General features: G+C 60.7%; 8 protein-coding genes. 1 reads left to right on the top strand and 7 read right to left on the bottom strand.

Going from position 1 to position 14166, the window contains the following annotated elements:
* Positions 1-87: 87 nt before the first annotated feature.
* From AC1DXX_RS23130 to AC1DXX_RS23100, 7 genes are all read right to left on the bottom strand, one after another.
* Positions 88-471, bottom strand: a complete 384-nt coding sequence (locus AC1DXX_RS23130) for a hypothetical protein (protein WP_478136547.1) — start codon at positions 469-471, stop codon at positions 88-90.
* Positions 472-843: 372 nt separating this feature from the next.
* A complete protein-coding gene (locus AC1DXX_RS23125) occupies positions 844-1095 on the bottom strand; it encodes a GlsB/YeaQ/YmgE family stress response membrane protein (RefSeq protein WP_478136569.1) in 252 nt (83 codons plus the stop codon).
* 218 nt (positions 1096-1313) lie between these two features.
* Entirely contained in the window at positions 1314-1721 is a 408-nt protein-coding gene (gene imm45, locus AC1DXX_RS23120) for an Imm45 family immunity protein (protein ID WP_478136546.1), read from the bottom strand.
* Between the two features lie 95 nt (positions 1722-1816).
* Positions 1817-2230 carry a hypothetical protein gene (locus AC1DXX_RS23115; RefSeq protein WP_478136545.1) on the bottom strand — a complete coding sequence of 138 codons (414 nt, stop codon included), beginning with the start codon at positions 2228-2230 and terminating at the stop codon, positions 1817-1819.
* Positions 2231-2641 (bottom strand): hypothetical protein, encoded by a 411-nt coding sequence (locus AC1DXX_RS23110; RefSeq protein WP_478136544.1) that lies wholly within the window; start codon positions 2639-2641, stop codon positions 2231-2233. It abuts the gene before it with no gap.
* A 37-nt stretch (positions 2642-2678) separates the two neighbouring features.
* Positions 2679-2924 (bottom strand): hypothetical protein, encoded by a 246-nt coding sequence (locus AC1DXX_RS23105; protein WP_478136543.1) that lies wholly within the window; start codon positions 2922-2924, stop codon positions 2679-2681.
* Positions 2925-3492: 568 nt separating this feature from the next.
* On the bottom strand, positions 3493-3951 hold the full coding sequence (locus AC1DXX_RS23100) for a hypothetical protein (RefSeq protein WP_478136542.1): 459 nt from the start codon (positions 3949-3951) through the stop codon (positions 3493-3495).
* A 974-nt stretch (positions 3952-4925) separates the two neighbouring features.
* Between AC1DXX_RS23100 and AC1DXX_RS23095 the strand changes: the two genes are divergently transcribed.
* A complete protein-coding gene (locus AC1DXX_RS23095; protein WP_478136541.1) occupies positions 4926-14165 on the top strand; it encodes a two-partner secretion domain-containing protein in 9240 nt (3079 codons plus the stop codon).
* The last annotated feature ends 1 nt before the right edge of the window (position 14166 follow it).

Below are 14166 nucleotides of genomic sequence, written 5' to 3'. Positions count from 1 at the left end.
AGCTTGACCAGGCGCTTCAGGGTGTTTGGTGCGATTCCGACGACGCGGGCCTGACTTGCCGGGGGTACGAGGAATACAAGAAGGGCGTCAGCTTCGGTTGACCAGGTAGGCCGTCAGCGCGGCCTGAACGATCGAATTCCACGCAAGCATCGCCCATGCCGAAATCCGCGCAGTTCGATCCAGGATCGAACGACGGAGGGTCCACACTCGGGCAGCAGCCAGAAAAGCACCCGAAAACACCACCGGACCGCTGGCGTACCTGAAGGCGATTTCCCAAAAATCGAACTGATTCAAGGAGACMCCGAGCAAGAACGAAAATCCCACGCTCGGTGCCGCATAGATGAGCAGTGACCACCAGTCCGATTGCCACGAGGGCGCGTTGGGACCAGAACGAGCCAACAGTCCGCCAGCCACAGGCATCGCAACCAGAAAAAAGGTCAGCGCAAAGCCGCCGATCGCGATCGGTCGCAAGCAAAGGCAGCATGCTGGAAATATCGAGTTGCGGTAACTCCCCGAGATCCAAAAAGAACGGTACCCAGCAGAAAGCAGCCGAACGCCAACGCAGCGGTGCTGAGCGCCTTGAAGGGGGTGCTCTTGAAATAATCGACAAGCCACGCGATCAACGCATGCCTGGAATGATCAGCGCTTTTGGGCGCGGGGGAGGTCATGAAATTTTAGGAGGGAACCTTCGATCGTCAGTCGCGGCGAGTGCGGAGTGCAAGATGATCGCCGCGCATCTTCTCGTCGAGCCGAGTCCGACTGAATCCAACCGGGTGAACATCCAACTGCTTGACTCATGCTCGACGAGTTGTTCCGGCGCGCCCGCCTTCTGAATGTTGGAAACTACGCGCGCTTGATGAGGCGAACAATGAACAGGAGTACGACGGCACCCACGGTGGCAACAACAAGACGGCCGATGAGGCCGCCGCCCAGGGACACGCCAAACGTATTGAAGAGGAAGCCTCCGAGGAAGGCGCCGATCACGCCGACGATGAGATCGCCGACAAGGCCAAAGCCACCACCCTTGACAAGAATGCCGGCCAACCAGCCAGCAACAAGCCCAACAACGAGAAACCACAGAAGACTCATTTGCATACTCTCTTGATTGGTCAACGTGACCATGAGGGCGCCAGCGTAGCAGCGGTATAAATCTTGAAGAGGCAGGGATAAGGGAGAACCGTGAATTTGTGCCTTCTTCGAAAGCTATTGCATGGCCTGTCGATCGACAGTGCCCTTGAGCCAGGTCAAGAACCCCCCGGGGCAAAGAACGTGTGACAAACTCCCGTTGCTGACCGGAGACGGTCCGCTCGCAGTTAGAGTTTGAGGTCTCTCGAGGGTGAAGATGGTGCTCCTTCAATGCGAACTTCGGCAGGGTAATTTTCAATCACGTGCACCGACTCGGCTGGACACTCTGGATAGATCCATCTGCTCCAGTTCTCAAGTATCCATGCCGTGGACAAAGCTCGAACATTTCCTGCTGACCTCGCCTCTGCTGGCAGATGAACAAGGACCAAGCCGGCTTTGTATCCGGTGGCCACAATGACAGAGAGTCCACTCGGGGAATTTGGAAGCTCGACGAGCATGAAATCTACGAGGCTTTCATAGGGCCACGCCGCCTTACACCGAAAGACCGTTCCGCGAAATAGCGCCGCGGGCTCCCACTCAAGAAGCTTGCTCCACTGTGCTACCACGCCCTCTATGGCGGAGCCCTTTGTCTGCATCGATTCATTCCTCCTCTTCGTCTCGGCGTCGCCGGTCGGTCGATTTGCACGACCATTCCTCGCCGCAGCGAGTCACAGCCGCATACCCAGCCAGATCATGGAGAACGTAATAAGCGCTTCCACCATGGCAATCTCGGACCTGGGGGCGGTTTCCACGGTTTCCATGCACCATCTGCGCCATAGCTGCTTCCTCCATCCTCATCGAGAACAATCGCATCGAGCCTTTTGGCCAACGACACGAGCTTTGCGATGGTGGCCTGGTCAGGACTTTTGATATGAACCGCACCGTCGCTGAACCAGAGTCGAGGCCGATTTGGATGCTTGATATAGAGCCACGGATGGAGACGCTCAATCTCTCCTGTATCTAGGCGGCGTTCGAACCAATCATCGGTCGAATAGACGAGCTCATCATCGGAGTCAGCGACGTCCTGCCACTCGTTTCGCGAAATAGGAAACTCCTTTGTCTGAAGGTTCGATGGTGCGCGAGTGATGTACACCTCATAGCCCATTTAGGTCCACCTTTCGCCTGTTTCTGATCGCGAACTGCGTTGGGCGATGGTAGGCGGCTCGGCCGCCAAAACACTGACGCATTGCCCCTCTCCCGCAACGAAGAATTCGCGAACCTTTCCATAGAACCCGGTCAACACGTAGCCCGTATCAACGCCGGCTGCAGCAAGCCACCCACCTTTCACAATCTCGAAGACCGTGCCTCTCGAGCAGGCAGGCCAATAGGAAAGCAGATCTCTTTCGTCGAACACGCGATAACCTACAAGCGAGGGAAACGCGACCTCCCACACGACGTTCTCAGGCATCAGCCTTATCGCGACCATCATGCTGTCGCCTTCAGATGAAACCTTTTCTACAAGGCGATAGCGTGTGAGAGGTATCCGTGGCAGCAGTTCTACAGACTCAATAGGCATATCAGGGTTGATTGGCGCAGCAGCGATCGCTCACATCCTAAGCGGAAGCGAAGTACATGATGAGAGGGAAGAGGAACGCGAGAACAAGGAAACCAATGAGCCACCGGCGATGCCGGTCGTAGATTTGTTGTCCCAAGTAGCCACTGGCAAGAACATGAATCGCGCTCACCATGACGAGCATCCAACCGGGAGCGTCGACTTGGCCATGGTGAAGGCGCAGCACCCAATGAAAAAGAATCGTGCTGACAAGGCCGGTCCAGAAGCCGCTAAGGCGCAAGGTCATATGTGGTCCATGAGGGCCGTTCCCCCAAGGCGTTGAAGCAGCTTGCTCGGTCATCGATGGGAACGGTTTGAGGAAATAGAGGGATGGTGTCGAAGGGCCAAAATTGGTCGACCTCCGTCAACCATGACCCAACCATGGGCCGCGAGATGCGACAACAGCCAGCGATTTCCAAAGCAACCGAACACGAGCATGGCGGACGGATAGATGAGTAGCCCGGCGACGCTTAGAAGCGGAACGCCATTCGTCCTTGCGGCTTCAAGAGAGATGCGTGTCGCAAAGGCCGCAAGTACTGAGAGCGCACATTGGCGCCAGAGCCCTTCGGACAAAGCCCAAAGTGTTGGGACAAGGAATGCGGGCCAGCAGAATCCTTTTTGAATGCGGCGGCACTTTCCTTCTCGGTCAACCATGACAGTTTTTTCGGACATCTCGGTCAACTCTATCTGTCCATCGGTAGGCGGGAGTTCGTAGTTCGAACCAAAACTGAGCGTTCGTGACGAAAGGCCGGTTCTGGCCGACCGTAGCCGGAGACGTGGCTGTCGCGGAGGCCCTCGGCAGACGCCATGCCTACCTAGTTCGAAAGCGGGCGACGTCTCTGATATGGCGGGATTTCCAAAGCTGGACAGATGATGCTGTTCAGTAGCCCCTGGTGACCGGTGACGATTTCTACGTTGGCGCTCGTGACGAGTCCTCGAGAGTCATGACTCGCCGCATATGAGATATTTTCTCGTTGCATGAACTCCAAGAGTGGATCAACGTGCGCGCCCCGGTCCGGGAACTCCGGACCGTACTGAATGAGATCATTCGTTGAATACTCAAGCGTGTAGTACACGCCCACCCGTTTCAGGATCGGGCCAGAAAACCAGAACGTAGTCCTTCCATTGATCCAGAGTTCAGCCTCGTCCGGTGAACTGCCTCGATGAAACTCGCTCGGTTCGCCAGCAACCGCAAGAACTTCCGTTCTGTGCATGCCAACTCGGACGTCACCGAAGACGCCATCGGCAAGAAATGGCTTGAGTGCGACATGCATTTCTGGATGAGAGGATCGAAGATTGCTGTTGACTGAATGTAGCCGCGCCGATCAGCGCACGGAGTATCGGCATCCGCCAAATCTTAGAGCGCCTGATGAATCTCTGGTTGTGGCCGGTATGGGACCTTGCGCCTTGACTGGGAATGCCCGGTGACCACCAACTCCAATGACTGCATGGCCATCGGCCGAATCTCAGCAAGTGGCGTCAATCGGCTCAAGCAATTCCCTGTTCGTGTTTTTCGGAAACAGTGTGCGAAATTCACGATTTGGCGCTCGGCGTATTCGGCGCCGGGTAGGCGGAGTCGCCGCGCGCCGCGTTGCTCTGGGTAATTGAACGCCTACTAAAGAGACATGCCATGAATGGTCTTCGCCACATTCCAGGAACCGCATCGATGAGGTGCGTCACAAAGCCTCGCGCGATGCTGTCGATGATTTCTCGCAGGTTGGCAAGGCTCACTGGCACGCAGCGAGCCAATGAAAGACACGCACGTGAGCGGCTGCACCAGTTGGAACGGCTGGAGTGGGAACTGGACCGGTGTGTCCGTGAAGTGGGTGAGTGGTGACACGGCGCTCGCCGTGATGGCTCGGGCATTGACGTCCCCATTGAACTGCGCACGCAGCGAAGGACTTCGGCTGGTGCTCTGATCGGCGTGCTTGGTGACACGCAAGCGCATCGCGCTCGATCCCGGCTTCGCGCCGGGGTTTTCTTTTGGCGAGGCGAATGTCGAGTGGCTGGACTTGCGCCTGGGACCTCAGAGCCGCTCGCCGAGGACTAGTGTGGCGGCGCAGCGACTTGAGAGCGTGAGGTAAGTGGCGCTTTCGAAGCGAATCTTCGCGCCCTGAGATTTCTTGACATTTGCTCTCGCATTCCGATCCCAAAATCCGGGCACGTAGACGCCGAACTCGGCATCTCAGCACATTGCCTTTCGCAGCGTGCGTTGCTGTCACACGAACGATCGGGGAAGAGGGACGCGATGAACAAGAACCTACACCGCATTGTGTTCAATGCGAAGCGCGGGCTGCGCATGGTCGTTCAGGAGACCGCCAGGGCCACGGGCAAGGGCGCATCCAGGGCCACGGGAGGAGCCGGTGCTGCGGCAGCGGCAGTGGCGCTCTTCGGTGTGCTGGTCGCGCTTCCTGGCCAGGCCCAGATCGTGGGGGCGCCCAACGTCCCCGGCAGCCTGCGCCCCACCGTGCTCGTGGCCCCGAACGGGGTGCCCCTGATCAACATCCAGACCCCGAGCGCTGCCGGTGTCTCGCGCAATGTCTACAGCCAGTTCAACGTGGGAACGAATGGCGTCATCCTGAACAATAGCCGGACGACAGTGCAGACCCAGCTCGGTGGAATCGTCCAGGGCAATCCCTATCTCGCAACAGGTTCCGCACGCATCATCTTGAACGAAGTCAACGGCGGCAGTCCCAGCCAGCTGCGCGGCTACATCGAGGTCGGCGGCTCCCGGGCCGAGGTGATCATCGCCAATCCCGCGGGCATCAGCGTCGATGGCGGCGGCTTTATCAACGCGTCTAGGGCAACGCTAACGACTGGCACGCCGCAGTTCAACGCCATCGGTGGCCTCGACAGCTTCCTCGTTCGCGGCGGCACCATCACCATCGACGGCGCGGGCCTCGATGCCAGCAAAACCGACTACGCCGCCATTCTCGCGCGTGCCGTGCAGGTCAATGCCGGCATCTGGGCCAGCGAACTCAAAGTGGTCACGGGTGCGAACCAAATCAGCGCTGATCATACCCAGATCACGCCCACGACGGGCACCGGTGCTGCACCAACCTTCGCCCTCGACGTGGCCGCGTTGAGCGGCATGTATGCAAACAAGATTTGGCTCATTGGCACAGAAGCTGGCCTGGGCGTGCGCAACGCCGGCAACATCGGCGCCGGTGCCGGCGGTCTTGTCGTCACCGCAGCAGGCCGTCTCGAGAACACCGGCACGCTGGAGGGCCAGCGCGTCGAACTGATCACCCCCGGTGACATCGACAACCGCGGCGGCACGATCCGCCAGACCAGCACGGCCGGCCTGACCATCACCGCGCCAGTCTTGAGCAATACCAATGGCGGAGTGATCGGCGCTGAGCCTGTGAGTGCCAGCACAGGCAGCACAGGCACAGGCAGCACAGGCACAGGCAGCGGTGGCACAACAAGCTCGGGAAGCACGAGTTCTGGCAGCAGCGGCGGCACGACGACGGCATCCGCAACGGACGGCACCAGCACTGGTGGAACAACCACCACGTACACGCCACTCGCACCTGGCGCGATCACCGCAGGCGGCACCATCTCCAACGACGGCGGGCGCATCTACGCGGGCGGCCCCATCACGCTGAACACGCCCCGGATCAACAATGCGGGCGGCTCGCTGTCGGTGACCAGCATGGCTGTCACCGGCCCGAACTTCAGCAACGCAGGCGGGACCCTCAACGTCAGCAACAGCTTCAGCGCCAATGTCGGTCAACTGGACAACACCGGTGGCAAGCTCTATGCCGGCTCGCTGAACATCGCCACCAGCGGCGACCTGATCAACACCGATGGCGTGTTGACCAGCGCCACCGATGCCAACCTCACGGTCGGCGGCAAGACCGAGAACACGCGCGGATCGATATCGGCCGCAGGCGCACTGACTGCGAACGTGGCCGGAGCCACCATCAACAGCAGCGGCACCCTGGCTTCCAATCAGGGGCTGACCCTGAACACCAGCTCGCTGCAAAACACCCGGGGCAGCATCCAGTCCGCACAGGCCGGCGCGCAGCTCGGGGTGACCAACCAATTGGTCAACGGCACCGGTGGCAGCATCAACGCAGCCACCGACCTGGGCATCCAGGCCGGCTCGCTCGCCAATGGCGGCAGCCTGCGCGGTGCGAACGACGTCAATGTGGTGGTCGGCGGCGCGCTGACCAATGACGGCAGCATCACGGCGGGCCGCAATACCACCCTCACGGCCGGCAGCGTGCAGAGCAGCAGCACCGGGGTGCTCGGCGCTGGCGTCCAAAACGACGGCACACTCAGCAGCACGGGCGACCTGCGTGTGACCAGCACTGGCGCCCTTGTCGCCAACGGCACCAACCTCGCGGCGGGCAATGCCACGCTGCAAGGCTCGAGCGTTGACCTGTCAGGCAAGCAGACCAGCGCGGCGAACATTGCCATCACCGCGACGCAAGGCAACGTGATCACCAGCGGCGCCACAGTGACCACCCCCGGCACTCTGAGCGTGACGGCCAACAGCCAACCCACGCAGACCTTGGTCAACAGCGCGGGCAAGCTCAATGCCGGCCAGTTGGACCTGCACGTCTCGAACATCACCAACACGAACAACGGCGAGATCGTGCAGACCGGGGCTGGTGCCACCACTATCGCGACCAGCGGCACCCTGAACAACGACGGCGGGCGCATCGCCAGCAACGGGCAGGACCTCACGCTACAGGCCGCGGCCATCACCAGCAACGCTGGCAAGATCGAGCATGCCGGTGCCGGCACGCTGAGCATCTCGGGCGGCAGCTACAGCGGTGCCAACGGCCAGATCACGGGCAACGGTGCATTGACGGTCGCCATTTCCGGCAGCTTTGCCCAGGATGGCGGCAGCACCTATGCCAAGCAGATCACCATCGACGCGGGCGCCCTGAGCAACCGCAGCGGTCAGATCGTGCAGACCGGGCCCGGTGCCATGGGCGTCACCGTGTCCGGTGCCCTGGACAACACGTCCGGCACCATCGCCAGCAACGATGTCACGAGCGACTTGAACATCGGCGCCGCGAGCGTGACCAACACCGGCGGCTTGATCCGCTCGGCGGCCACGACGACGATCAATGCCGGCAGCGTTGCCAACACCAGCACCCAGGGCACCGATCAAGGCATCGAGGGCAAGAACGTCGTCATTGCTGCTGGCAGCCTGGACAACACCTCGGGCGCCATCCGCGCCGATGTCGATGCGACCATCACCAGCGGCGGCACCGTCAACAACACCTCGGGCCTGATTTCGGCGGCGAACGAGCTGGTTATCAAGGACCCCAACGCGGCCAACCCGGGCGCCAAGACGCTCAGCGTGGTGAACACGGGCGGCACCCTGGTGGCAACCAACAGCCTGAAGATCGACGCGGCGAACTTCAGCAACGACGGGCAGTTCACCAGCGGCAAGGACATGTCCGTCGCGCTCACCCAGGACATCGTCAACAGCAAGGACGTCAGCGTCGGCGGCAACCTCACCTATGGCACCACCGGCCACCTGACCAACAACGCCAAGCTGCTCGCGGGCGATACCCTCACGGTCAACGGCAATGTGGTCGACAACACCGCCACGGGCGAGATGTCGGGTGGAGATACGACCGTCAACGCCAGCACCCTCAACAACCGCGGCCTGATCGACAGCCAGGGCAACACGCAGGTCAATGCGGGGACGCTGAACAACATCGGCACCGGCCGTATCTACGGCAATGCGATCTCTATTGCAGCAGGCACGCTGAACAACGACGCCGAAACCGTCAACGGTGTCACCAAGGCCGGGACCATCGCGGCGCGCGACACCCTGGACATCGGCGCGAACACCATCAGCAACCGCGAGCACTCGCTGATCTTCAGCAGCGGCGACATGCGCATCGGCGGCGCGCTCGACGCCAATCGCCAGGCCGCCGGCCAAGGCAGCGTGCTCAACAACCTGAGTGCGGACATCGAGTCCTTGGGCAACATGTCGATCTCGATGGCGCAGGTCAACAACCGCGACGTGCACATCCAGAAGGGCACGCCCACGGTGACGCCCGGCGTTCTGGTCGGAATCGCGCCGGTCACGCCTTTGGGCAGCGGCGTGGGAAGGACCACCACCTACGCCTTGGACGAGGTCAACGTCGATCCGGCCAACGGCCTGGTCTATCGCAAGGACACCGGCGAACTCGTGGGCATGGATGGCTACGGCATCTGGAACAACGTCATCACGACGACCACGGACACGGCCATCAATGTCGATCCCGCCCACCTTGTCGCGGGCGGCAACATGACGGTCAATGGGCGCCTGTACAACCAGGACAGCCAGGTGCTGGCTGGTGGAACCATCAACGCGACCGACTACCAATCCAGCCAGTTGACCGGTCAGGTGACTGTCACGGGCTCGGCGACCGTGGTCAACAACAAGGGGCAGGTGCAGGCGCAGAACATCCCGATTGTTGTCGCTCCGACTTCGATCAACCTAGGGGCCTACAAGTATCAGCCCAACCTCAACGCCGCCACGGCCTACAACGCGGGTACGGCTTCGGTGGGGGCTGCAGGAGGCAGTGCAGGTGGCACCAGTGGCACCAACGGTGGCCCCGGTCCGGGCGTCGTGGTCGAGGTCGCGGCCAATGTGGGCAGTACCAGCGGCAGCCAGAGCATGCCCATGGTCGTTCGCACCAGCATGCTCAACATCGGTATTCCCACCGCCAGCCTGTTCAGTATCCATGCGGGCCCTGGCGGCTACCTGATCGAAACCGATCCGCGCTTCGCGAACTATCGCAACTGGCTCAGCAGCGACTACCTGCTGAACAACCTCGGGCTCGATCCGAACAACACCCTGAAGCGCCTGGGTGACGGCTTCTACGAACAGAAGCTCATCCGCGAGCAGGTGGCGCAGCTCACGGGCTACCGCTATCTGGACGGCTTCAGCAATGACGATGAGCAGTACACCGCATTGATGAATGCGGGGGCAACGTTCGCCAAGCAATATGGCTTGCGTCCAGGCATAGGGTTGAGCGCCGCTCAGATGGCGCAGTTGACCAGCGACATCGTCTGGCTGGTCGAGCAGACCGTGACGCTGCCGGACGGCACGACGCAACGCGTGCTGGTGCCGCAGGTCTATGTGCGCGTGCAGCCGGGTGACATCGATGGTTCGGGGGCGCTGTTGAGCGCGGACGCGGTCAAGATCAAGAGCACGGGCGACGTGACGAACAGGGGCACTATCGCCGGCCGGTCTCTGGTGTCGATCACCGCTGACAATGTCAACAACCTCGATGGCGGGCGGATCGCAGGTGGTGTCGTGGGCATCAACGCGCGCGGCAATATCAACAACATCGGCGCAAGCATTACCGCCAGAGATGCCGCCGTTCTGAAGGCCGGTGGGGATATCAACGTGGAGACCACCACGAACTCCCGAGGCACGAGCACCGCCATCGACCGCGTGGCGGGCGTCTATGTGACCAATCCTGGCGGTGTGCTGGTCGCCTCTGCGGGGCACGACGTCAATCTGATCGGCGCGGCCATGGTCAGTGCAGGCTCGGTAGCTGTCGGTGCCGGACACGATGTCAATCTCGGTACCGTGACCGAGGGATACACCATCTCGTTCGCCAGCAAGAACGTTGCGGGTATCTCGTCGCAGAGCCGGGAGGTGGGTTCCGTCATCCAGGGCCAGGACGACGTGCGTCTTGCAGCCGGCAATGACCTGAACATCCGCGCGGGCGCAGTCGCCAGTGTGGACGGCGCGTTGACCGCCACGGCCAAGAATGACATCAACATCACCGCAGGGCAGGCTACGAGCAGCGTGGCCACCGCCACGCAGCACTCATCCAAGTCCCTGTTCAGGAAGAGCAGTTCCAGCACCATGGACAGCTCCAGCATCGTGGACGTGCTGTCCAGCAGCCTGAGCGGCAAGACCGTGGCCCTGGTCGCGGGCAATGACATCAATGCCCAGGCCGCGCAGCTGAGTTCGCAGAACGCGATGGGCTTATCGGCTGGCCGTGACATCAACTTCACCACCGCCACAAGCAGCAGCACCGAACTGCACGCCAGCCAGCAGCGCACCAGCAGCACGGGCTTGTCCAAGGCCTGGGCCCTCGCCTCCGATGCCGGAGGGCCGGTCGGCGGCTACGGCAATCGCAAGAATTCGGGCAACAGTGTCAACGCCGACATCAAGACCCAGGCCGTGGGCACAACCATCTCGGCTGGCAGCCTGCAGACCGTCAGCGGCCGCGACACCACCTTGCAAGCGGCGACCGTCGTGGCCGACGGGAACATCACCATGATGGCTGGGCACAACCTCACCATCGAGAGCGCCCAGAACACCGAACTCAGCAGCAGCTCCTCGGCCAATGCCAAGAGTGGCTTTATTGGTTCCTGGTCAGCACCTGGACTGGGCAATATCAAGGACTTCGGAGCCCAGGCGACCACCCGTACCACCCAGCAAGCCAGCCAGGTCGCAAGCCTCACGGGCGACGTCACCTTGGTAGCCGGCAATGAATACCGCCAGACCGCCAGCAGCGTCCTGGCTGCGGGGCAGGCAGGCCCATCGGTGGGCGGGGACGTGAACATCCTCGCGAAGAACGTCACCATCAACGAGGCCTACAACACCGAGCAGACCGTGAGCATGCAGCGCAGTTCCAGCAGCAAGCTGGGCGGCAGTGCCAGCTTCATGGGACTGAGCACCGACAGCCTGCGCAACGCCAAGAAAACCGTGAAGGCGGTTGGAGACACCAATGGAAACGGTCGCATGCAGGCCCTGGGTGCGCTGAATCTGGCCATGGCGGGCCAGCAAGCCTACGGCGCGGGCAGCACGCTCGCTGGCGCGCTGAGCGGCAGCGGCCCCAGCCTGACCAGCATGAGTGAAGCGGGCACCCTGAGCTACGGCGTGAGCGTGACCGCGAGCCGCAACACCAGCCAGGGCACCAGCTTCAGCAACAGCACAACGGCCGTGGGCTCCAGCGTCACGGGGGCCAACAACGTCAACATCGTGGCCACCGGCGCGGGCGCTGACTCCAACATCCACGCCGTGGGCTCCACCATCGCGGCGGGCAATACCGTCAACATGGCGGCGGACAACGACGTCATTCTGGAGGCCAGCAAGGACACAAGCGTGACGACGGGCCAGAACTCCAGCCATGGCGCCAACGTGGGGGTGACCTTTGGCGCGGGCGCGCAGACCGGCTTCAGCATCCAACTGGGCGTGCAGAACGGCAAGGGCAGCGATAAGCAGAACGAGACAACCTACAACGCCACCCAGGTTTCCGGCGGCAACGCCGTGAACGTCTCCAGCGGCCGCAACCTCACGCTCAACGGGGCGACGATAGAAGGCAACCGCGTGACAGCGGACGTTGGGGGCGACCTGAACATCACCACCTTGCAGGACGTGAGCGTGGGCCAGAGTCGCCAGTCCAGCAGCGGCTTCGGGGTGAGCCTGTGCATCCCGCCGATCTGCTATGGGGCGGTGGCCACCGTCAGCGGCAACGCCGCCAGTGCCAAGGCCGATGGTGTCTTTATCAGCCCGAACACCCAGTCAGGCATCAAGGCGGGGGATGGCGGCTTCGATGTGAAGGTCAAGGGCAACACGAATCTCACCGGTGCCGTGATCGAGAGCACCCAGGTGGCCATCGACAACAACAAGAACAGTTTCTCCACTGGCGGTGCGCTCACGATGAGCGACTTGCAGAATATGAGCCGCAGCAGTGGAAGCAGCTATTCAGTCGGCGCAAGCGCGAGTGTAGGCGTGACCAGCGACCCGAACGCCCCAATAACTGACACCAAGAAGCCGCCCCCGAAGACTGGCCTCTCCGCCCCTACAGTCGGCCTCGGAAGCTACAACGGCAGCAGCCAGAACAGTGTCACGAAATCTGGCGTCTCTGGTATCGCGGGCGACCAAAGTGTAAGGACCGGGGACAACAGCAGCGCAGGCACATTGATCAAGGATTGGAACACCCAGGAGATCGTCAAGAATGTTCAGGCACAGAGTTACCTGACTGAACAGTTCAACGCGCCAGCGGCCAGGGCCGTGGGCCTCTTTGCCGATCAACAGGTGCAGAAGTCTTTAGACCTTCTGGCGCAGGCGCAGGGGCAGGCACAGGCTGCTCGGCAGGTGCTGGATGACCCAAATGCAACGCCGGAACAGCAGCAACAAGCACAGCAAGCACTGGATGGGGCCAATAACGTCATAGCCAACGCACAAAACAACTATGACAACTGGAAGGAAGGTGGTCTTGGCCGCGTAGTCGCGCACATGATCGTCGGGGCGTTAGGCGGCAAGACGGATGGTGCGCTGGGCGCTGGTTCGGCAGCACTTGCGGCCCCCCTCATTGATGAGTTCACGAATGACATGCCACCAGGCGTCAAGAACGCGGTTGGCGCGGCAGTTGCGGCCGGAATCGGAGCGGCCGCCGGCGGAATTACCGGAGCCGCAGCGGCTTACAACGAGGATGTGAACAACAGGCAACTTGCACAGGCAGAGCGAGATTGGCTGGCGGCAAACAGAATGCGCGTTGCGAGAGACGCCAGAGCCAGGGCTCCTGGCGCATTTGCGCTGCTAAGTGACGAACAAGTGGCCAACCTTGTCGATAAATTTGCGCTTTTGAACCTCGACGATGCCAACACGCAAATGCTTGTGCAGCAATATGGCAAGACCGCCGTAGCGGCAATGGGAGCTATTCGAGTTTCCCTTCTTGCCGATACCCAGGGAATGGTATTTACCGACAACAATGGCATCACGCTGCAAATGTTCACCAACACCGCGGTGACCCGCGGTGGACTTACTCCGCAACCGAGTTTCTTCTACGACTCGAGTATGTACAGTGAGGTTCTTCCTACCACGGCAAAGGGAATTTCCGATTTTTTCAATCAATACGGATATCCTCCGCCGTTGAATCAAAATCAAATCGCAGGGCTTGATGCTGATGCCAAATCAGCTTTAGGGGAAGCCATGAGCGATCAACTGCTATCCTCGTCGGGGAATGTCGCTACCACTGTTCTCAACCTAATTGAGATGTTCGGTGGCTCCGGCATTGGAAAGGGATTCAATCTTGATGGAGTTGTGCCAAAGAGCGGGGAGGTCGCGACAGCACCGATCGATCCGATCAAATCGTCCAGTTCATCTTCTGGGAGAACGCCAGATGTTTTGGGACCTGATGCGCCACCTGCGGGTACGAACCTAAATCAAGGAGAGAGAATTGCACTATATTACAAATCACTTGAAAACGCTCCGGCTGCAAACAGTGCAAAGGAAGCTTTCAATTTGATGGCAAATACATTGAATGCGGTTGAAGACGCATATAGCGGCGTTACGGCTGAGGCCAACCCGGGACTGGCTTATAAAGGAAGAATGTATCCTCCTAGGCCGGATTACACATCCACAAATCCTGATGGCAGTCTGTCGGCCACTACCAAAGGCAACAAAATTGATATGGCGGCGGATGGCTCAATAACTATTTACAAATTAAATCCGGATAGAACTGTGGGGTCTGTTGTTCTTTTCAAGCCGGGGGCAAAATAGC

It is taken from the genome of Variovorax sp. P4_B10 (assembly GCF_056402375.1).
The sequence above is the reverse complement of the archived record's forward strand: the minus strand, read 5'-3'. Positions and strand labels throughout refer to the sequence as shown.

Excerpts from the sequence above, each read along its gene's own strand:
- imm45 (WP_478136546.1), bottom strand. The coding sequence starts at position 1,721 with ATGCAGACAAAGGGCTCCGCCATAGAGGGCGTGGTAGCACAGTGGAGC.
- AC1DXX_RS23115 (WP_478136545.1), bottom strand. The coding sequence starts at position 2,230 with ATGGGCTATGAGGTGTACATCACTCGCGCACCATCGAACCTTCAGACA.
- AC1DXX_RS23110 (WP_478136544.1), bottom strand. The coding sequence starts at position 2,641 with ATGCCTATTGAGTCTGTAGAACTGCTGCCACGGATACCTCTCACACGC.
- AC1DXX_RS23125 (WP_478136569.1), bottom strand. The coding sequence starts at position 1,095 with ATGCAAATGAGTCTTCTGTGGTTTCTCGTTGTTGGGCTTGTTGCTGGC.
- AC1DXX_RS23095 (WP_478136541.1), top strand. The coding sequence starts at position 4,926 with ATGAACAAGAACCTACACCGCATTGTGTTCAATGCGAAGCGCGGGCTG.
- AC1DXX_RS23105 (WP_478136543.1), bottom strand. The coding sequence starts at position 2,924 with ATGACCTTGCGCCTTAGCGGCTTCTGGACCGGCCTTGTCAGCACGATT.
- AC1DXX_RS23100 (WP_478136542.1), bottom strand. The coding sequence starts at position 3,951 with ATGCATGTCGCACTCAAGCCATTTCTTGCCGATGGCGTCTTCGGTGAC.